The organism is Streptomyces ortus, from assembly GCF_026341275.1.
GTDB lineage: Bacteria > Actinomycetota > Actinomycetes > Streptomycetales > Streptomycetaceae > Streptomyces > Streptomyces ortus.
Map to the genome: position 1 here is coordinate 4,429,976 of NZ_JAIFZO010000002.1, position 19,478 is coordinate 4,449,453.

19 protein-coding genes are annotated in these 19,478 nt (G+C 70.3%); 9 read left to right on the top strand and 10 right to left on the bottom strand.

Going from position 1 to position 19,478, the window contains the following annotated elements; genetic code table 11:
• Window positions 1-15: 15 nt before the first annotated feature.
• From K3769_RS22930 to K3769_RS22940, 3 genes are all read right to left on the bottom strand, one after another.
• The gene (locus tag K3769_RS22930) at window positions 16-1,041 is read right to left on the bottom strand and encodes a phosphotransferase (RefSeq protein ID WP_267028233.1); all 1,026 of its coding nucleotides are present in this window, start codon (window positions 1,039-1,041) and stop codon (window positions 16-18) included.
• Window positions 1,042-1,090: 49 nt separating this feature from the next.
• Window positions 1,091-1,510, bottom strand: coding sequence for a pyridoxamine 5'-phosphate oxidase family protein (locus tag K3769_RS22935; protein WP_267028234.1), 420 nt, complete (start codon window positions 1,508-1,510; stop codon window positions 1,091-1,093).
• A 104-nt stretch (window positions 1,511-1,614) separates the two neighbouring features.
• On the bottom strand, window positions 1,615-2,277 hold the full coding sequence (locus K3769_RS22940) for a response regulator (RefSeq protein ID WP_267028235.1): 663 nt from the start codon (window positions 2,275-2,277) through the stop codon (window positions 1,615-1,617).
• A 408-nt stretch (window positions 2,278-2,685) separates the two neighbouring features.
• Here K3769_RS22940 and pdhA point away from each other — a divergent pair, with 408 nt between their 5' ends.
• The 3 genes from pdhA to K3769_RS22955 are packed head-to-tail and all read left to right on the top strand — an operon-like array spanning window position 2,686 to window position 6,408.
• Complete coding sequence (gene pdhA, locus K3769_RS22945; protein ID WP_267028236.1) at window positions 2,686-3,858, top strand: pyruvate dehydrogenase (acetyl-transferring) E1 component subunit alpha; 1,173 nt, start codon at window positions 2,686-2,688, stop codon at window positions 3,856-3,858.
• The gene (locus K3769_RS22950; RefSeq protein WP_267028237.1) at window positions 3,855-4,835 is read left to right on the top strand and encodes an alpha-ketoacid dehydrogenase subunit beta; all 981 of its coding nucleotides are present in this window, start codon (window positions 3,855-3,857) and stop codon (window positions 4,833-4,835) included. Before pdhA ends, K3769_RS22950 begins: the two co-directional genes overlap by 4 nt.
• A gap of 10 nt (window positions 4,836-4,845) precedes the next feature.
• Window positions 4,846-6,408: a dihydrolipoamide acetyltransferase family protein gene (locus K3769_RS22955; RefSeq protein ID WP_267028238.1), complete on the top strand. Its 1,563-nt coding sequence runs from the start codon at window positions 4,846-4,848 to the stop codon at window positions 6,406-6,408.
• Window positions 6,409-6,540: 132 nt separating this feature from the next.
• Here the strand turns inward: K3769_RS22955 and K3769_RS22960 are convergent, their stop codons facing one another.
• A complete protein-coding gene (locus K3769_RS22960; RefSeq protein ID WP_372515010.1) occupies window positions 6,541-7,416 on the bottom strand; it encodes a D-alanyl-D-alanine carboxypeptidase family protein in 876 nt (291 codons plus the stop codon).
• A 224-nt stretch (window positions 7,417-7,640) separates the two neighbouring features.
• Between K3769_RS22960 and K3769_RS22965 the strand changes: the two genes are divergently transcribed.
• Both K3769_RS22965 and K3769_RS22970 read left to right on the top strand, forming a co-directional pair.
• Entirely contained in the window at window positions 7,641-8,303 is a 663-nt protein-coding gene (locus K3769_RS22965; protein ID WP_267028240.1) for a GntR family transcriptional regulator, read from the top strand.
• Complete coding sequence (locus K3769_RS22970; protein WP_267028241.1) at window positions 8,300-9,604, top strand: MFS transporter; 1,305 nt, start codon at window positions 8,300-8,302, stop codon at window positions 9,602-9,604. The genes K3769_RS22965 and K3769_RS22970 overlap by 4 nt, the downstream gene beginning before the upstream one ends.
• Before the next feature lie 115 nt (window positions 9,605-9,719).
• Here the strand turns inward: K3769_RS22970 and K3769_RS22975 are convergent, their stop codons facing one another.
• On the bottom strand, window positions 9,720-10,544 hold the full coding sequence (locus K3769_RS22975; protein WP_267028242.1) for a maleylpyruvate isomerase family mycothiol-dependent enzyme: 825 nt from the start codon (window positions 10,542-10,544) through the stop codon (window positions 9,720-9,722).
• 154 nt (window positions 10,545-10,698) lie between these two features.
• Here K3769_RS22975 and K3769_RS22980 point away from each other — a divergent pair, with 154 nt between their 5' ends.
• Window positions 10,699-11,508, top strand: a complete 810-nt coding sequence (locus K3769_RS22980) for a carbon-nitrogen family hydrolase (protein ID WP_267028243.1) — start codon at window positions 10,699-10,701, stop codon at window positions 11,506-11,508.
• Window positions 11,509-11,549: 41 nt separating this feature from the next.
• Here K3769_RS22980 and K3769_RS22985 read toward each other — a convergent pair whose 3' ends face one another.
• Window positions 11,550-12,044: an LURP-one-related/scramblase family protein gene (locus tag K3769_RS22985; protein ID WP_267028244.1), complete on the bottom strand. Its 495-nt coding sequence runs from the start codon at window positions 12,042-12,044 to the stop codon at window positions 11,550-11,552.
• On the bottom strand, window positions 12,041-13,030 hold the full coding sequence (locus K3769_RS22990) for a GlxA family transcriptional regulator (RefSeq protein WP_267028245.1): 990 nt from the start codon (window positions 13,028-13,030) through the stop codon (window positions 12,041-12,043). The genes K3769_RS22985 and K3769_RS22990 overlap by 4 nt, the downstream gene beginning before the upstream one ends.
• Before the next feature lie 192 nt (window positions 13,031-13,222).
• Between K3769_RS22990 and K3769_RS22995 the strand changes: the two genes are divergently transcribed.
• Entirely contained in the window at window positions 13,223-13,612 is a 390-nt protein-coding gene (locus K3769_RS22995) for a cupin domain-containing protein (protein ID WP_267031504.1), read from the top strand.
• A gap of 8 nt (window positions 13,613-13,620) precedes the next feature.
• On the opposite strand, the gene K3769_RS23000 is transcribed toward K3769_RS22995, so the two are convergent.
• The 3 genes from K3769_RS23000 to K3769_RS23010 form a co-directional block, all read right to left on the bottom strand.
• Window positions 13,621-13,872, bottom strand: a complete 252-nt coding sequence (locus tag K3769_RS23000) for a DUF6458 family protein (protein ID WP_267028246.1) — start codon at window positions 13,870-13,872, stop codon at window positions 13,621-13,623.
• Window positions 13,873-14,039: 167 nt separating this feature from the next.
• Window positions 14,040-15,338 carry a M18 family aminopeptidase gene (locus K3769_RS23005; protein ID WP_267028247.1) on the bottom strand — a complete coding sequence of 433 codons (1,299 nt, stop codon included), beginning with the start codon at window positions 15,336-15,338 and terminating at the stop codon, window positions 14,040-14,042.
• A gap of 325 nt (window positions 15,339-15,663) precedes the next feature.
• Window positions 15,664-17,490 (bottom strand): acyl-CoA dehydrogenase, encoded by a 1,827-nt coding sequence (locus tag K3769_RS23010; RefSeq protein WP_267028248.1) that lies wholly within the window; start codon window positions 17,488-17,490, stop codon window positions 15,664-15,666.
• A gap of 228 nt (window positions 17,491-17,718) precedes the next feature.
• Between K3769_RS23010 and K3769_RS23015 the strand changes: the two genes are divergently transcribed.
• Together K3769_RS23015 and K3769_RS23020 are read left to right on the top strand one after the other, a co-directional pair.
• Window positions 17,719-18,216, top strand: coding sequence for an SseB family protein (locus K3769_RS23015; protein WP_055517152.1), 498 nt, complete (start codon window positions 17,719-17,721; stop codon window positions 18,214-18,216).
• Window positions 18,217-18,450: 234 nt separating this feature from the next.
• Entirely contained in the window at window positions 18,451-19,422 is a 972-nt protein-coding gene (locus tag K3769_RS23020) for a pirin family protein (protein WP_267028249.1), read from the top strand.
• Window positions 19,423-19,478: the final 56 nt, after the last annotated feature.

Sequence of the window (19,478 nt, forward strand, 5' to 3'; positions counted from 1 at the left end):
GGCGGGGCCTCACCCTCACCCCACGAACGCCTCGCACACCGCGTCGTACTCCCGTGTCCACCACACCGCCAGTGCGGAGGCCGCGGGGAACTGCGGGTCGGCCCGGGTGTCCCCGCGTTCGTAGTGCCAGCGCAGTATCCAGAAGTCGTTGAGCCGCTCCCACCACACCCGGTGCACGGCGGCCGCGAGCTCCGACGGGGTGGCCCGCGCGGAGCGGCGGTACGCGCGCGCGTAGGCCCGCACCTTCGGCAGGTCGAGCGTGCCCGCGGGGCGTACGAAGAAGATCACGGCGGCGCGTACCGCCTCCTCGGCCCGCGGCTGGACGCCGAGCCGGTCCCAGTCGACGATCGCGGCGGGGGCACTTCCTTTGTAGAGCACGTTGAAGGGGTGGAAGTCCCCGTGCGTCCAGCCCACCGTGCCGCCTTTCGGGGGCAGCCGGTCCGCGTGCCGTTCCAGGAGGGTGCGCCGCTCCAGAAGACGGTGGCGGGCCAGTTCGTCGAAGGTGTCCGCCGGGCGGTGGCGGCGTACCCGGGCGAGCAGGTCGTCGATGAGCGCGAAGGTGTCGCGGGGGTCGGCGCTCTCGGCGCGCTCCTCGGACCCCCGGGGCGGCATCACCCGTTCCAGGGAGGCGTGGACGACTCCCAGGAGGGCGCCGAGGCGGCGGCACTGCTCGGGGGTGAGCTGGGCGCCGCTGCGGTGCCGTCCGTCGACCCAGGGGTGCAGCGCGTACGCGTGACCGCCGATCACGGCGACCGTGCGGCCGTCCTTCCCGGTCAGCGGCGGGGCCACCGGGACGCCCAGGTCGGCGAGCCGCTGGGTCGCGCGGTGCTGACGGGCGATCGCCGCCGGGTCGGCCGTCTCGGGGTCGAAGTGGTGCTTGAGGAAGTACCGGCCCCGGGTGGTGGCGAGCCGGTAACCGCGGTTGAGCAGGCCCTGGTCGACGGGTTTGCAGGCCAGCGGGGTTCCGGCGCCGTACCGGCGCAGCAGGGCACCCAGCGGAGGTGCGGGGGAGGGAGCGGGCGAAACAGATGAGCGCGACACGCGCCAGATGTTAGGGCACCGCAGGAGCCCTCCGTATCGATCTCATTACTTATTGTGCTCGTTCGGGTGCTCCATCGGTGATGCCCAGGGAGTGCACGGTGGCCAGGCTCGGGGCGATCTCCAGGTAGACGGCCTCGAAGGGATCGCCGTCCACCCGTCGCGGGCCGGGGCCGAAGCGGTCGAGCTGGGCGTCGGTCGGCTCGGCGTTCTCGCACCACCCGACGATCTGCACGGACCACCGCTCCGTGCCCGCGGGGGCGGAACCCAGGTTGTCCGCGCCGTAGGCGACGACGCTGCCCGCGCACACCCGGTGGTGGCCGTGGCCCCGGTGCATCCTCAGCAGGAGGCGGTCGGCCACGACGATATGGCGGGCCGGTGCCAGGAAGGGCAGGGCGCGCACGCTGGCCGCCACCCGGCCGTACTCGACGCGGCCGAGCAGGCCGGCGGCGATGTGCTGGTCGGTCGGCATGCCCCCAATCTGCGGCACCGGGGGAGCCGGGAGAAGAGGCCGCCGGGCCCCCGGGCGCGGGCCGGAGGTCCCGTCCCCCGCCGCGAGGGGGCCTCCGCCTCAGCTCACTGCTGCCGGCCCGCCTGCATCCGGGCCACGTAGGCGGCTGCCTGCGCGCGCCGCTCCATGCCCAGTTTGGCCAGCAGACTGGAGACGTAGTTCTTGATGGTCTTCTCTGCGAGGTGCAGCCGCTCGCCGATCACACGATTGGTGAGCCCTTCGCCGATCAGGTCGAGGATCCTGCGCTCCTGGTCGGTGAGCTTGGCGAGCCGGGCGTCCCCCTTGGGGCTGCCTCCGTCACGCAGCCGCTCCAGGACGCGGGCGGTCGCCTCCGGGTCGAGGAGCGACTTGCCGGCCGCGACGTCCCGGATCGCCGAGAGCAGTTCGTCGCCGCGGATCGCCTTCAGCGCGTAGCCCGAGGCGCCCGCCATGATCGCGTCGAAGAGGGCCTCGTCGTCGGCGTAGGAGGTGAGCATCAGGCACTTGATCGACTCGTCCTTGGAGCGGATCTCGCGGCAGACCTCCACTCCGCTGCCGTCCGGCAGCCGCACGTCCAGGACGGCGACGTCGGGACGCGTGGCCGGAATTCGCGCCAGCGCGTCGGCGGCCGTACCGGCCTCGCCGACCACCTCGATGTCGTCCTCCATCGAGAGCAGCTCATGGACTCCCCGGCGGACCACCTCATGGTCGTCGAGAAGAAAAACGGTGATTTTTCCCTCTTCGCGCACGGAGTCAGTTTCACACACGATCTTTCCGCTTGCGCCAGTCGAGCCCTTCCCGTCCCCGGGGTGACCGGGATAACGTGCCGGTGTTCCGGCCCCCTGCCAGGCTGTTACCAGTGCTGTGACCAGCGACTGTTCCCGACGTGTGCGAAGTACTTGGAAGTCCGAGTGGAAAGTACTTGGAACTCCGAGCAAAAACGCAGGTCAGGAGGGGTTTCACAGAAATGTGAAGCACTGGGTAACGTGCTTGTTGCAGGGCGCTCGCCGGGGCACCTGTCACGCCTGTTCCCGGCCGAGGGCACCCACCCCGTGCACGGGTACGAGGACCAGGCGAGCCGCTCCCCCGGTTCTCGACGAGCTGGGGGAACCCCAGTTCCCGGCAACCCCGGGGGCCGGACCGACGGAGGAGCACACGTGACCGTGGAGAGCACTGCCGCGCGCAAGCCGCGACGCAGCGCCGGTACAAAGCGCACCGCTGCGAAGAAGCCGCCGGGCGCCCAGCCGGACCTCGTACAGCTGCTGACCCCCGAGGGGAAGCGCGTCAAGAATGGCGAATTCGACGCGTACGTAGCCGACATCACCCCCGAAGAGCTGCGCGGCCTGTACCGCGACATGGTGCTCACCCGGCGCTTCGACGCCGAGGCCACCTCCCTGCAGCGTCAGGGCGAGCTGGGCCTGTGGGCCTCGCTGCTCGGCCAGGAGGCCGCCCAGATCGGCTCCGGACGGGCCACCCGCGAGGACGACTACGTCTTCCCGACCTACCGCGAGCACGGCGTCGCCTGGTGCCGCGGCGTCGACCCGGCCAACCTGCTCGGCATGTTCCGCGGCGTGAACAACGGCGGCTGGGACCCGAACAGCAACAACTTCCACCTCTACACGATCGTCATCGGCTCGCAGACGCTGCACGCCACCGGCTACGCCATGGGCATCGCCAAGGACGGCGCGGACTCGGCCGTGATCGCGTACTTCGGGGACGGCGCCTCCAGCCAGGGCGACGTCGCTGAATCGTTCACCTTCTCCGCGGTCTACAACGCGCCCGTCGTGTTCTTCTGCCAGAACAACCAGTGGGCCATCTCCGAGCCCACCGAGCGCCAGACCCGCGTCCCGCTCTACCAGCGCGCGCAGGGGTACGGCTTCCCGGGCGTCCGCGTGGACGGCAACGACGTCCTCGCCTGCCTCGCCGTCACGAAGTGGGCGCTGGAGCGGGCCCGCCGGGGCGAGGGGCCGACCCTCGTCGAGGCGTTCACGTACCGCATGGGCGCGCACACCACCTCCGACGACCCGACCAAGTACCGGGCCGACGAGGAGCGCGAGGCCTGGGAGGCGAAGGACCCGATCCAGCGGCTGCGCACGTACCTGGAGGCCTCAAACCACGCGGACGAGGGATTCTTCGCGGAACTCGAAGCCGAGAGCGAGGCGTTGGGCAAACGAGTACGCGAAGTCGTCCGCGCCATGCCGGACCCGGACAGCTTCGCCATCTTCGAGAACGCGTACGCGGACGGGCACGCGCTCGTCGACGAGGAGCGGGCCCAGTTCGCCGCCTACCAGGCGTCGTTCGCCGATGAAGGGGAGGGCGATCAGCGATGACAGCGGAAAAGATGGCGCTGGCCAAGGCGATCAACGAATCGCTGCGCACGGCCCTCGACTCGGACCCCAAGGTCCTGATCATGGGCGAGGACGTCGGCAAGCTCGGCGGTGTGTTCCGGGTGACGGACGGCCTGCAGAAGGACTTCGGCGAGGACCGGGTCATCGACACCCCGCTCGCCGAGTCGGGCATCGTCGGCACCGCGATCGGCCTCGCGCTGCGTGGCTACCGCCCGGTCGTGGAGATCCAGTTCGACGGCTTCGTCTTCCCGGCGTACGACCAGATCGTCACGCAGCTCGCGAAGATGCACGCGCGGGCGCTCGGCAAGATCAAGCTCCCCGTCGTCATCCGCATCCCGTACGGCGGCGGCATCGGTGCGGTCGAGCACCACTCCGAGTCCCCCGAGGCGCTCTTCGCGCACGTGGCGGGCCTGAAGGTGGTCTCCCCTTCGAACGCGGGCGACGCCTACTGGATGATGCAGCAGGCCATCCACAGCGACGACCCGGTGATCTTCTTCGAGCCGAAGCGGCGCTACTGGGACAAGTCCGAGGTGAACCGCGAGGCCATCCCCGGTCCGCTGCACAAGGCGCGGGTGGTCCGCGAGGGCACCGATCTGACGCTGGCGGCGTACGGGCCGATGGTGAAGGTCTGCCAGGAGGCCGCGGCGGCAGCCCAGGAAGAGGGCAAGTCCCTCGAGGTGCTGGACCTGCGGTCGATGTCCCCGATCGACTTCGACGCCGTCCAGGCCTCGGTCGAGAAGACCCGCCGCCTGGTCGTGGTGCACGAGGCGCCGGTGTTCCTCGGGACGGGCGCGGAGATCGCGGCCCGGATCACGGAGCGGAGCTTCTACCACCTGGAGGCACCGGTGCTGCGGGTCGGCGGCTATCACGCCCCGTATCCGCCGGCCCGCCTGGAGGACGAGTACCTGCCGGGCCTGGACCGGGTGCTCGACGCCGTCGACCGCTCGCTGGCGTACTGAGGAGAAGGTCGTGACGACGATGACGGAAACGGCCTCGGGGCTGAGCGAGTTCAAGATGCCCGACGTGGGCGAGGGCCTGACCGAGGCGGAGATCCTCAAGTGGTACGTCCAGCCCGGTGACACGGTGACCGACGGGCAGGTGGTCTGCGAGGTCGAGACCGCCAAGGCCGCCGTCGAGCTGCCGATCCCCTACGACGGGGTGGTGCACGAGCTGCGCTTCCCCGAGGGGACGACGGTGGACGTCGGCCAGGTGATCATCGCGGTGCGGGTGGGCGGTGGGGACGGCTCGGCCGCCGGGGCGGCTGCGCCCGCTGACACCGCTGCCCCCGCCTCAGCCGGTCCGCCTGCTTCGACCGCCTCGACCGCCTCGACCGAGGCTCCGGCCGCGGTGACTCCGGCCGAGGCACCGGCTGCGACGGCATCCGCGGAGGCCGAGCCCGCGCCGGAGGGCCGCAAGCCGGTTCTCGTCGGGTACGGGGTCTCGGTGGCCTCCACCAAGCGCCGTCCCCGCAGAGGGGTGCCGGCCCGGCAGCCGGAAGCCGCCGCCGCGGCCGAGGCGGTCCAGAACGAGCTGAACGGACACGCGGCTCCGGCGGCCCGTCCGCTGGCCAAGCCTCCGGTGCGCAAGCTGGCCAAGGACCTCGGGGTCGATCTGGCGGCGGTCACGCCCTCAGGCCCGGACGGGATCATCACCCGCGAGGACGTGCACGCGGCGGTGGCCCCCGCAGCCGCCCCCGCCCCGGCCGCGACTACGGCCTCCGTCCGGGAGCCCGCGGTCACCGCGGCGCCCGCGCCGGCATCGGAGGCCCCGGCGGGCGCTCCGGCCGCGCCCCCGCTCGCCCCCCTCGCCCCGTCCGTCTCGTACGACGGCGTGCGCGAGACCCGGGTCCCGGTCAAGGGGGTCCGCAAGGCGATCGCCGCCGCGATGGTCGGGTCGGCGTTCACCGCGCCGCATGTCACCGAGTTCGTCACGGTCGACGTGACGCGCACGCTGAAGCTGGTCGAGGAGCTCAAGCAGGAGAAGGACATGCAGGGGCTGCGGGTGAACCCGCTGCTGCTGATCTCCAAGGCCCTGCTGGTCGCCATCAAGCGCCATCCGGACGTCAACGCCTCCTGGGACGAGGCCAACCAGGAGATCGTGCGGAAGCACTATGTGAACCTGGGCATCGCGGCGGCCACCCCGCGTGGCCTGATCGTCCCGAACATCAAGGACGCCCACGCCAAGACGCTTCCGCAGCTCGCCGAGGCGCTGGGTGAGCTGGTGGGGACGGCTCGTGAGGGGCGTACCTCGCCGGCGGCCATGCAGGGCGGGACGGTGACGATCACGAACGTCGGGGTGTTCGGGGTCGACACGGGTACGCCGATCCTCAACCCCGGTGAGTCGGCGATCCTCGCCGTCGGGTCCATCAAGCCGCAGCCGTGGGTGCACAAGGGGAAGGTCAGGGTCCGGCAGGTCACGACCCTCGCGCTGTCCTTCGACCATCGGCTGGTCGACGGGGAGCTGGGCTCCAAGGTGCTGGCCGATGTGGCGGCGATCCTGGAGCGGCCGAAGCGGTTGATCACCTGGGGGTAGGGCTCGGGCGCGCGGCGGGGGCCGGTCGCGCCGTTCCCCGCGCCCCTGAGAGCGAAGAGCAAAAGACTGCGCCGTTCCCCGCGCCCCCGAGAAGGGGCGCGGGGAACGGCGCAGTCGGTTGAGCTGAGCTGGTTACCTGGCGAAGCCGTAGTTCATGAGCTTCTTCGCGTCCGACTCGCGCGCCGAGATGGACGTCGAGGCGAGGACCGTCCCGACGACCGTCTTGCCGTTGCGGGTCGCGGCGAAGACCAGGCAGTACTTGGCCTCCGGACCGGAACCGGTTTTCACACCGATCGTGCCGGAGTAGCTGCTCAGCAGACCGTTGGTGTTGGTCCACGGAGCCATCGTGCGGGTGCTGCCGGTCTTCGTGATGGTCTTGGCCGTGTACTTCTTCGTCTTGACGATCGCGCGGAAGTTGGCGCTCTTCAGCGCGCTCCTGGTGATCTTCGTGAGGTCACGCGGCGTCGAGTAGTTCGAGCCGTTGCCGATGCCGTCGAACGAGTCGAACTTCGTGTTCGTCAGACCGAGGTCCCTGGCCTGCTTGTTCATCTTGCCGATGAACGACTTCACCCGGGCGGCACGCGTGGAGCCGGAACCGAACTTGTCGGCGAGGGCGTACGCCGCGTCACAGCCGGACGGCAGCATGAGGCCGTACAGCAGCTGGCGGACGGTGACCTTGTCGCCGACGATGAGGCGGGCCGAGGAGGCGGTGTTGCGGACGATGTAGTCGCTGTACGCCTTCTGGATGGTGACCTTGGCGTCCAGGTTGAGGTTCGGCTGGGCCAGGACGACCTTGGCGGTCATGATCTTCGTCGTGGAGCCGGTGGAGCGGCGGGTGTCCGCTGCCTTGGTGTAGAGCGACGAGCCAGTGCCGCTGTTCATCACGAAACCGCCCTTGGCGGCGATCGTGGGCTTCGTGAGGGCCTGCGCGGGCGCCGTGCCGAGAGCACCGGTCGCGAGCACGGCGCCGGTGGTGAGGACCACTCCGGCCGCTCTGCGGACGCGCATACCCTTAATGGCAGTTATCAAGTCGATTACCCCGATTACGTTGGAAACACCGAACTGGTGTCAAATGCCCCAAGAGAGCGCTCACTTGGCAGTAGCGCCTTCTCTTCAGACACACGAGTAGCACAAAAGGATGTGCAGTTCCCGGAGTGGGGTGCCCCTTTTTACCTCGTCCATATCCTGGACCACCCGGGACGATGCGTACGTGTTGTATCTATGCTGTGCGCATGCCTTCCGCCCCGTCCCCCGCAGTGAAGTCGCCGCCCGCCGCCGAACGCGTATACGCGCACGTCAAACAGGCTGTACTGGAGCGCCGGTACGAGGGTGGGACCCTGCTCACCGAGGGGGAGCTGGCCGACGCCGTCGGTGTCTCGCGGACACCCGTGCGCGAGGCGTTGCTCAAACTGGAAGTCGAGGGGTTGATCCGGCTCTACCCGAAGAAGGGCGCCCTCGTCCTGCCCGTCTCCGCGCAGGAGATCGCGGACGTGGTGGAGACCCGGCAGCTCGTCGAGGCGCACGCGATCCGCAAGGCGGTGCCGGCCGCGCCCGCGCTGATCGAGCGCCTCACCGAACTCCTGGCGCAGCAGCAGGAGCAGGCCGCCGCCGGTGATCTGGCCGGAGCCGCCGTCACCGACCGCTGCTTCCACGCCGAGATCGTCCGCAGCGGGGGCAACGAGATCCTCTCCCGCCTCTACGACCAACTGCGCGACCGGCAGCTGAGGATGGGCGTCGCCGTGATGCACGCCCACCCGGACCGGATCACCAAGACGCTCACCGAGCACCAGGAGATCCTCGACGCGCTGCGCTCCGGCGACGCCGAGGCGGCGGTCGACCTGGTCCACCGCCACGTCAGCTGGTTCTCGAACCTGGCCCGGGGTGACGTCCGATGAGCTCGTCCCCGTCGCTGAGTCTTCCCGGTGATCCGCCGGGTGGGCGCCGGGCCGTCACGGTGTGGTCCGTCGGTGTCTCCGTCTACTTCGTCGCGGTCATCTTCCGTACGTCGCTGGGCGTGGCGGGCCTCGACGCCGCCGACCGCTTCCACGTCAACGCCTCCGCGCTCTCGACGTTCTCGATCCTCCAGCTCCTCGTCTACGCGGGCATGCAGATACCCGTCGGCCTGATGGTCGACCGGCTGGGCACGAAGAAGGTGCTGACCTTCGGCGTCGTGCTGTTCACGATCGGCCAGCTGGGCTTCGCGTTCTCACCGACGTACGGGACGGCGCTGGCCTCGCGCGCGCTGCTCGGGTGCGGTGACGCCATGACGTTCATCAGCGTGCTGCGGCTCGGCTCCCGCTGGTTCCCGGCCCGGCGCGGACCGATGGTCGCGCAGCTCGCGGGCCTGGTGGGCATGGCGGGCAACCTCGTCTCGACGCTCGTGCTGGCCCGGCTGCTGCACGGGGTCGGCTGGACGGCCGCGTTCGCGGGCAGCTCGGTCGCCGGCGTGGTCGTCCTCGTCCTGATGCTGGTGTTCCTGAAGGACCGCCCCGAGGGGCACGCGCCCGAGCCGTTCCCGCACCGGGGAGCCGCCTACGTACGCCGTCAGATCGCGGCGTCCTGGCGGGAGCCCGGGACGCGGCTGGGGCTGTGGGTGCACTTCACGACCCAGTTCCCGGCGATGGTGTTCCTGCTGCTGTGGGGGCTGCCGTTCCTCGTCGAGGCCCAGGGCCTGTCCCGGGCGACGGCCGGTGAACTCCTCACCCTCGTCGTGCTCTCCAACATGCTCATAGGCCTGGTGTACGGGCAGATCGTCGCCCGGCACCATGGGGCGCGGCTGCCGCTGGCGCTGGGCACGGTCCTGTCGACGGCGGTCGTGTGGGCCGGCACGCTGGCGTATCCCGCCGAGCACGCGCCGATGTGGGTGCTGGTCGTGCTGTGCGTGGTGCTCGGGGCGTGCGGGCCCGCGTCGATGATCGGGTTCGACTTCGCGCGGCCGGCGAATCCGCCGGAGCGGCAGGGGACCGCCTCCGGGATCACCAACATGGGTGGGTTCGTCGCGTCCATGACGACGTTGTTCGCGGTGGGGGTGTTGTTGGACGCGACCGGGGGGAGTTACGCCGTCGCGTTCTCCGCGGTGTTCGTGTTGCAGGCGCTGGGGTTGAGTCAGATTCTTCGGCTGCGGAAGCTTGTGGCCCGGCGGGAGCGGGAGCGGTTGGTCGCCAGTCGGGTGGCGACGGTGCACGTTCCGGCGTAGGCGGGTGGGGGCAGGGGGTGTCGCCCCCGCCGCCCCTACCCGTTCCCGTCACTGACTCAGGGGCGCTGCCCCCGAACCCCCGGTCCTCAAACGCCGGACGGGCTGAGAAACGTAACTACGGCGTGACCGTGAAGTTGTGGAGGATTGCTGATGTCAGGTCCGGGTCGCCCTCTGTTTTGAGGCGGTCCGCGACCGCTTCCGGGGTTACCCGGCCGCAGGCCAGGCGGAAGTAGGTCTCCCAGTCGAGGGCGAGGGTGGCGGCCGGGCCGAGGGAGGGGGAACCGTCTATCGAACCGACGCCGTCCGCGTCGACGCGGACCGTGCGCAGGAACTCGACGGGCCCGTGGACGTCGAAGACGATCGCCGAGTTCGCCGGTGCGCCCGCGTCCTTGGCGACGACCTTGGGGAGCCTGGCGAGCAGGACGTCGCGGGCGACGTACGCACCCGGGGAGTCGAGGTTGCCCGGCCGGCCGAGGGTCGTGCGCAGGTCCTGCTCGTGCACCCACAGGTCGAACGCCCGGTTGCGCATGGACTCTTCGAGGGTGACCTCGGTGCCGAGCGGGCCGCGCACCAGCGCGTCGGGTCGGCGTGACTCGTTCCGCAGCTGACGGTTGCGGCGGATGATCGTGTACTCCAGCTCGGAGGTCATCTCCGGGGCGGTGTGGTGACGGCGGACGTCGACCTGCATCTCCATGTACCGCTGGTGCTCGTTCGTCACGTGGTACAGGTCGCGGGGGAGCGTGTGGATCGGCCGGGGGTCGCCCAGCGCCTCGCAGTCGAGGCCGATCACATGGGAGACGATGTCGCGCACCGACCAGCCGGGGCATGGAGTCCGCCGATTCCATTCACCCTCCATCAGCGGTGACACGAGATCGGATATCGCGTCGATGGAGTGCGTCCAGGCGTCGGCGTAGGACTGAAGGCTGGGATGCAGACTCACGGAACGGGACCCCTCGGGCGGTTGGGCGCGGGCAGAACACAGGCTGCGGGTGTCTTGGGACGCTAAGTTACGCTGCTGTGAGGCACCCCGGCAGTGCTTTCGTGTGACGATCGTAGGCCCGTATCAAAGCCTCGAATGCCAGGACGGTGGTAGTGTGCGCGCCTCTCTCCTCCAGATCGACGTGGACGAGGCCGAATCGGTCGACGCCCGCAGACAGCGCGTGGCCTCGCTCGTACGGCGGCAGACCGGGTCCGACCTGGTCATCCTGCCCGAACTGTGGACGACCGGCGCCTTCGCCTACGAGTCGTTCGACACCGAGGCCGAGCCGCTCGAAGGGCCCACGTACGAAGTGATGGCCAAGGCGGCGAGCGACGCGGGCGTGTGGCTGCACGCGGGGTCGATTCCCGAACGGGTGACGGGGGCTGATGGGGCGCCCGGGGGGCTGTACAACACCTCCCTCGTCTTCTCCCCCTCCGGGGACCTCGTCGCCACGTATCGCAAGATCCACCGCTTCGGCTTCGACAAGGGCGAGGCCGTGCTGATGGGCGCCGGCTCGGAGCTGGTCACCGTGCGGCTGCCCGAGACCACGGTCGGGCTGGCCACCTGTTACGACCTCCGCTTCCCCGAGCTCTTCCGCGGGCTCGTGGACGCCGGGGCCGAGACGCTCGTCGTCTCCGCTGGATGGCCCGAGCGGCGGCGCTCGCACTGGACACTGCTCGCGCGGGCGCGGGCCGTCGAGGACCAGGCGTATGTGCTCGCCTGCGGGACGGCGGGGGCGCACGCGGGCGTGCCGCAGGCGGGGTACTCGATCGTGGTCGATCCCTGGGGGGAGGTTCTCGCCGAGGCGGGGGCCGGGGAGGAGGTTCTGGTGGTGGAGTTCGATCCTGGGCGCGTGGGGGTGACGCGGGAGCAGTTCCCCGCGCTGAAGGACCGGCTGCTGGGGGTCGCGGCACCGCGGCGGTAACGTGGGCGACGGGGGACGGTGCGAGGGCGGGGACAGCGACCTCAGTCGCCGTCCCTCTCTCCCTCCGCCAGGTGGATCACGCACACCGCCACCGCGATCAGCAGCGCCGGATCCGCGTCGTCCCGGACGACCTCGACGCCGTACGTCTCCCGCACCCGCAGCCAGCGGCGCGAGATGAGGGCGAGCAGTTCGCCGTCGTACTCGACGACGAACTCCCGGTCCAGGATCTTGCCGCTGACGTCGAGTTCGGTGCCGTCCGCGAGCGTGACGCGGTAGTGGTTGCGCAGCAGGGACAGCCGTTTGCGCCGGATGGTCGCCAGCGGCTCGCCGTCCCGCTCGACGACCATCGTGTCCCGCAGCGCGAGCATCTTCTTGTGGATGTCGATCAGGACGCGCCCCTGCCGGTCCTTCAGCTCGAAGGTGTCCCGCAGCCGCATCGCCTTGCCGTCGACGAGGAAGGCCTTGCGGCCCTGCTCGTCCTCGATCCAGTAGTCGTCACCGAAGCCCAGGAGCCGGTCGCGTACGAGGAATCTCATGCTTCCAGGGCTTCCCCGGCAGAGGGTCCGAAACGCCGCCGATAGGCCGTCGGGCTGAGTCCCGTCCCGCGCCGCAGCCGGGCCCGCAGGTTGGCGGCGGTGCCCAGACCGCTGCGCCGGGCCACGACATCGAGCCGTTCCTCGCCGCGTTCGATGAGCCGGCAGGCCAGCGCCACCCGCTCGGCGGTCAGCCACGCCAGCGGAGTCGTACCGAGCTGGGTCCGGAAACGGCGGTGCAGTGTGGCCGGGCTGACCGCCGCGTGCGCCGCCAGGTCCGTGACCGTCAGGGGTTCACCGATCCGTTCGCCGGCCCAGGCCAGCAGCGGCGCCAGCGACTCGTCCGGGACGTCCGGCACCGGGCGTTCGACGAACTGCCGCTGCCCGCCGTCGCGATGGGCGGCGAAGACGAGCCGCCGGGACACCGCGTTCGCGATCTCGGCGCCGTGGTCGCGCCGGACGAGGTGCAGCCCGAGATCGAGGGCCGCGGCGCTGCCCGCCGCGGTCAGTACGTCGCCCTCGTCCACGAACAGGACGTCCGGCTCCAGGAGGACCTTCGGGTGCAGCTCCCGGAAGTGGGCAGCCCACTGCCAGTGCGTGGTGGCCCGGCGCCCGTCCAGGATCCCGGCCTCGGCGAGCGCGAAACTCCCGGTGCACAGGCTCACGACGCGGGAGCCCCGCGCGTGGGCGCGCCGGACGGCGTCCAGGACGGCCTCCACGCGGGGTACGACGTTGTCGGGGCGGCCCGGGACGACCACGGTGTCCGCGCCGTCCACCGCTTCCAGCCCGGGTACTCCGCTCAGCGTGAAGAAGCCGTGGTTCATGCGGATGCCGGGGGTGGGGGTGCACAGCGTCAGCTCGTACAGGGGGGTCGGGAGGCCGAGTTCGGGGCGGGGCAGCCCGAACAGCTCGGTCGCGACCCCGACCTCGAAGGGGTTGGTGCCCTCGTCGACGATCACGGCCACGCGGTGCGAGGATCCATGCGGCATGTGCGATTTCTAGCACTCGTACGCGGCGGCCGTCACGTCCACGATGAGTCCATGGCCAATCAACCCACCGCGACGCCGACCACCGCGACCTCGTCCACCGCGACCCCGTCCACCGAGACCGGGGCCACCGCGACTCCGACCGTCGGGAACGCCGTCGGGAACGCCGTCGGGAACGCCGTCGGGAACGCCGCCGTGAGCGAGCCCGTCGCGATCTCCGATGTCCTCGACACCTTCACCGACCTGTGGAGTCCTCGTATCGCCGGGTCGGTCAACGACTACGACGTACGCCTCGCCAAGGTCCGGGGCGAGCACATCTGGCACACCCACGACCACACCGACGAGTTCTTCCTCGTCGTGGAGGGCGAACTGCGCATCGGACTGCGTGAGCCCGCCGGTGAGCGCACGGTCACGCTGTCGAAGGGCTCGCTCTTCACGGTGCCGCGCGGTGTCGAACACAAGCCGTCCGCCCCGTCGGGTGCCGTGATCATGCTCATCGAACCCACCGGCACCCTGACGGTCGGTGACCGCCACGAGGAGGTTCCGGCCCACGTGGACGTCACCACGGGCCACCCGCTCGCCTAGGGTCTGGGTCAGCCGCCGTAACCGTCGCTGTAGCCGGTGTGGTTGTGGTGTCGCTGGTCGTCGATCACCGTGGTGGTCGGCGGTGCCACGACCGCCCGCCGACGCCTCGCGATGCTGCTGAAGGTCGCCACGCCGATCAGGCCGACGATCATGAAGATGACGCCGACCAGGTCGAGGTTGACCCCCTGCATGTCCCAGTCGGTCGCGAACGTGAGGATCGCTCCTGCGGCGATCAGAATGATGCATCCGCCCAGGCCCATTGGATGTCGCCTCCTGTTGCGCACGGTCTCGTGCCGGGCCCGGAGACCGTACGCCCCGGGCCCAGTGCGGGTACCCGGACGCGGGCCCTCCATGCGGCCGGGGGCGACTCGCCCGGCAGCGGGACGCGGACCGACTCGCGGTACGGCGGCGCCAGTTGGGGAGACTCCTAGCCCTCCAGGAACGCCACCAGCGCGTTCGCCAGCAGGAACGGGTCGTCCGCGCCGCACAGTTCGCGGGCGCTGTGCATCGACAGGATGGCCACGCCGATGTCGACCGTCTTGATGCCGTGGCGGGCCGCGGTGATGGGCCCGATGGTCGTGCCGCAGGGCATGGAGTTGTTGGAGACGAAGGTCTGGAAGGGCACACCGGCCTTGTCGCAGGCCGTGGCGAAGACGGCGCGGCCCGAACCGTCCGTGGCGTAGCGGTTGTTGACGTTCACCTTGAGGATCGGGCCCTGGCCGGCGCGCGGGTGGTGCGTCGGGTCGTGCCGCTCCGCGTAGTTCGGGTGCACGGCGTGGCCCGTGTCGGAGGAGAGACAGACGGTGCCCGCGAAGGCCCGCGCCTTGTCCTCGTACGATCCTCCGCGCGCGAAGACCGAACGGTCCAGGACACTGCCGAGCAGCGGCCCGTCCGCTCCGGTGTCGGACTGGGAGCCGTTCTCCTCGTGGTCGAACGCCGCGAGGACCGGGATGTACGGCAGGGTCTCCTCGGCGGTGGCCACGGCCGCCAGCGCCGCCGTACCGGCGTGCACGGACAGCAGGTTGTCCATGCGCGGGCCCGCCACGAGGTCCCTGTCGCGGCCCAGGTAGGCGGGCGGTTCGATCGAGTGGACCATCAGGTCCCAGCCGATGGTCTCGCCCTCGGGGATGCCGGCCTCCTGCTCCAGGAAGCGGATCAGATCGCCGTCGCGCACGTCGTCGCCGAGGCCCCAGACGGGCTGGAGATGCCGCTGCTTGTCGAGCTTGAGGCCCTCGGCGGTGACGGAACGGTCCAGGTGGACGGCGAGCTGCGGCACCCGCAGCAGCGCGCGGTCGACGTTCACGAGGCGGGTCGAACCGTCCCGCAGCGACAGCCGTCCGGCCAGTCCGAGGTCGCGGTCGAGCCAGGAGTTGAGCAGCGGGCCGCCGTAGACCTCGACCGCCACCTGTCTCCAGCCGTGCCCGCCGCTGTCGGGGCGCGGCTTCACCCGCAGGTTGGGGGAGTCGGTGTGCGCCCCGACGATGCGGAAGGGGGTGTGCGGCTCGGCGTCCTCCGGCACGTACCAGGCCACGATCGCGCCACCGCGCAGCACGTACTTGCCGCCCGTGGTCCCGTCCCACGCGTCGGTCTCCGCGACCTGGCGGAAGCCGGCCTTCTCCAGCCGCTCGGCGGCGTTCGCCACCGCGTGGTACGGGGACGGGCTCGCCGCCAGGAAGGACATCAGGTCGTCGGTGTGTCCGCGGTCGAAGCGGGGGGGTGTGCGCATGGGTTCACCTTAACGACGGACGAGGGCCCGCTCCCGGGGACGGGAACGGGCCCTCCGCCCGGGAGGGGCCGTGTTGTCGGGTGCGGGCCGGTGGGGGCCGGCCGCGCGGTTCCCCGCCCCGGAAGGGTGGGGCTGCGCCCCTGCCCCGCGTGGGCTGTGTTCTCGGGTGCGGGGCGCGTGTGGCCGGTCGCGCAGTTCCCCGCGCCCCCGGGAGGGCGGGGCTGCGCCCCGGTCTTTCAGCCCGTCCGGCGTTTGAGGACGAGGCCGTTCAGGCCGATGCGGGGCCCCGGGGGGCGGCAGCCCCCGAGGTGGGCCCCACTCGGGATCAGAACGCCGCCTCGTCCAGGGACATCAGGTCCAGCTCGACCCCTTCGGCGAGCTTGCGCGCGCCCGTGACGCCCGGCAGGACGTTCGCGGCGAAGAACTTCGCCGCCGCGATCTTGCCCGTGTAGAACGCGCGGTCCTTCGCCGAGGCCGTCTCCAGCTTCTCGGCGGCGACGGCCGCGCCCTTCAGGAGCAGGTAGCCGACGACGACGTCACCGGAGGCCATCAGCAGCCGGGTGGTGTTCAGCCCGACCTTGTAGATGTTCTTGACGTCCTGCTCGGTCGCCGCGAGGTCCGTGAGCATCAGGCCGACGATGGCCTCCAGCTCGACGGCCGCCTTGGCGAGGTGCTCACGGGCGCCGGACAGCTCCTCGCCGCCCGTGCCGAGCGCCAGGAACTTCTTGATGTCCTCGGCGAGCGAGTTCAGCGCGGCGCCCTGGTTGCGGACGATCTTCCGGAAGAAGAAGTCCTGGCCCTGGATCGCGGTCGTGCCCTCGTACAGGGTGTCGATCTTCGCGTCGCGGATGTACTGCTCGATCGGGTACTCCTGGAGGAACCCGGAGCCGCCGAAGGTCTGCAGCGACTGCGCGAGCTGCTCGTAGCCCATCTCGGAGCCGTAGCCCTTCACGATCGGCAGGAGCAGGTCGTTCATGGCCTCCAGGGCGGCGGCGTCCGCTCCCTCGGCCTCCTTGACCTGGATCTCGTCCTGGATCGCGGCGGTGTGCAGCACCAGCGCGCGCATGCCCTCCGCGTACGCCTTCTGCGTCATCAGCGAGCGGCGCACGTCCGGGTGGTGCGTGATGGTGACCTTGGGCGCGGTCTTGTCCATGAACTGCGCGAGGTCGGGGCCCTGGACGCGCTCCTTGGCGTACTCCAGGGCGTTCAGGTAGCCGGTGGAGAGCGTGGAGATCGCCTTCGTGCCGACCATCATGCGGGCGAACTCGATGATGCGGAACATCTGGCGGATGCCGTCGTGCTTGTCGCCGACGAGCCAGCCCTTGGCGGGGTGGCGGTCGCCGAACGTCATCTCGCAGGTGTTGGACGCCTTGATGCCCATCTTGTGCTCGACGTTCGTGGCGTACACGCCGTTGCGCTCGCCCAGCTCGCCGGTCTCGAAGTCGAACTCGTACTTCGGTACGAGGAAGAGGGACAGGCCCTTGGTGCCGGGCCCTGCGCCCTCGGGGCGGGCGAGCACGTAGTGGAGGATGTTCTCCGACATGTCGTGCTCACCGGACGTGATGAAGCGCTTCACGCCCTCGATGTGCCAGGAGCCGTCCTCCTGCTGGACCGCCTTCGTGCGGCCGGCGCCGACGTCCGAGCCGGCGTCCGGCTCGGTGAGCACCATGGTGGAGCCCCACTGCTTGTCCACGGCGATCTTCGCGATGTGCTTCTGGACCTCGTTGCCCTCGTCGAAGAGGATGCCCGCGAACGCGGGGCCCGAGGAGTACATCCAGACCGCCGGGTTGGCGCCGAGCACCAGCTCCGCGTACGCCCAGATCAGGGAGCGGGGCGCGGTGGTGCCGCCGATCTCCTCGGGCAGGCCGAGCCGCCAGTACTCGGAGTCCATGAAGGCCTGGTAGGACTTCTTGAAGGACGCCGGTACGGGCGCGGTGTTGGTCTCCGGGTCGAAGACCGGCGGGTTGCGGTCGGCGTCCGTGAACGACTCCGCCAGCTCGTTCTCCGAGAGGCGGGTCAGCTCCGCGAGGACGCTCTTGGCGGTCTCGGTGTCCATCTCCGCGAACGGGCCGGTGCCGTACAGCTTGTCGCGCCCGAGCACCTCGAAGAGGTTGAACTCGATGTCGCGGAGATTCGACTTGTAGTGCCCCATGGCGACGGCTCCGTTAAAGGGATCGGGGAGGTGGTGGTTCCTCGTACCTGGTTCACGTACCAACTAGTAGCTACGATGATGCTACCCGTCGGTAATAAGACGCAACCCCTGTTTGCCCAAGTGTGAGCAGGGTCTACGTTCGGCTGCGAGTCGACGGGCCCGCCACCTGTTCGAGGAAATCCGCCAGGGACGACCTTGGGGCCCCGTGCCCTCGGTACTCTTGCCCGCATGTACGGCTACGACCAGAACGTGGGACCGGGACAGCAGCAGTACGCGCAGTCCCAGCCGCCGCCGCAGCAGCAGATGCCCGGTGGGGTCGGCGGGGTCGGCGGGTACGGCCAGCAGCCGCCGCTCTACCCGGAGCCGTCGCCGCCGTCGCTCGCGGACGCGGTGCGCGCGTTCACCACGGGGTCGCTGACCCCCGAGGACTTCCAGCAGGTCTTCGCCACGTCCAAGGTCTACTGCCCGCGCGGCGACAATCCCGGCTTTCTGGCGCTGCACAACACGCAGCAGCCCGTGATCCCGATGTTCACCTCGCTCAAGGAGCTGCGCCGGTACGCCGGCAAGGAGTCCAAGTACTTCGTGATCACCGGGGCCGAGGTGATCGACCTGCTCCCGACGGGCTACGGCTTCGTCCTGGACATGGAGGGCGAGCACCGCATCGTCTTCGACGCGAAGGCGGTCGAGCAGATGGTGGACTTCGCGATGCGCCGCATGTACGGCTGAGCGACCGCCAAGGACTGCGCCGTTCCCCGCGCCCCGTCTGGGGGCGCGGGGAACGGCGCAGTCTTTAGGGGCGCGGGGAACTGCGCGATCAGCCACGGACGGCCCGCAGCCGCACGACGACCTCACCCCCGCCCCACCCAGGACGCTTGGAGGGAATTCCCTCCAAGCGTTCCGTGTTGCGGGTGGCAAGAAGTTCTACGTTCAACTAAACTCCGAGCACAAGGAGGTACCGACATGCCTGCAGTGACCGTCGAGAACCCGCTGACCCTGCCCCGTGTGGCGGCATCGGCAGAGGCCGTCGCCCGTCCCGTGCTCACCGTGACCACCGCGCCGAGCGGTTTCGAGGGTGAGGGCTTCCCGGTTCGACGCGCGTTCGCCGGGATCAACTACCGCCACCTGGACCCGTTCATCATGATGGACCAGATGGGTGAGGTGGAGTACGCGCCGGGAGAGCCGAAGGGCACCCCCTGGCACCCGCACCGCGGCTTCGAGACCGTGACCTACATCATCGACGGCGTCTTCGACCACCAGGACTCCAACGGTGGCGGCGGCACGATCACCAACGGCGACACCCAGTGGATGACGGCCGGCTCGGGCCTGCTGCACATCGAGGCCCCGCCGGAGTCGCTCGTCGTGTCGGGCGGCCTCTTCCACGGCCTCCAGCTCTGGGTGAACCTCCCGGCCAAGGACAAGATGATGGCGCCGCGCTACCAGGACATCCGCGGTGGTTCGGTCCAGCTGCTCAGCACCGCCGACGGCGGCGCGCTCCTGCGGGTCATCGCCGGTGAGCTGGACGGTCACGAGGGCCCCGGCATCACGCACACGCCGATCACCATGGTCCACGCGACCGTGGCGCCCGGCGCCGAGCTGACCCTCCCGTGGCGCGAGGACTTCAACGCCCTCGCGTACGTGATGGCCGGCCGCGGCAGTGTCGGAGCGGAGCGCCGTCCGGTCCACACCGGCCAGACGACCGTCTTCGGCGAGGGCTCCTCGCTCACGATCCGCGCGGACGAGAAGCAGGACGCGAACACTCCGGACCTGGAGGTCGTCATCCTGGGCGGCCGGCCGATCCGTGAGCCGATGGCCCACTACGGCCCGTTCGTGATGAACACCCGCGACGAGCTCCAGCAGGCCTTCGAAGACTTCCAGAAGGGCCGCCTGGGCACGGTCCCGGCGGTGCACGGGATGTCCGAGGGCGGGCTCTAGAGCTCACCGAGCACCTAGCAGCTCACCCAGCATGACGAGAGGGGCCCCGTCCGAAC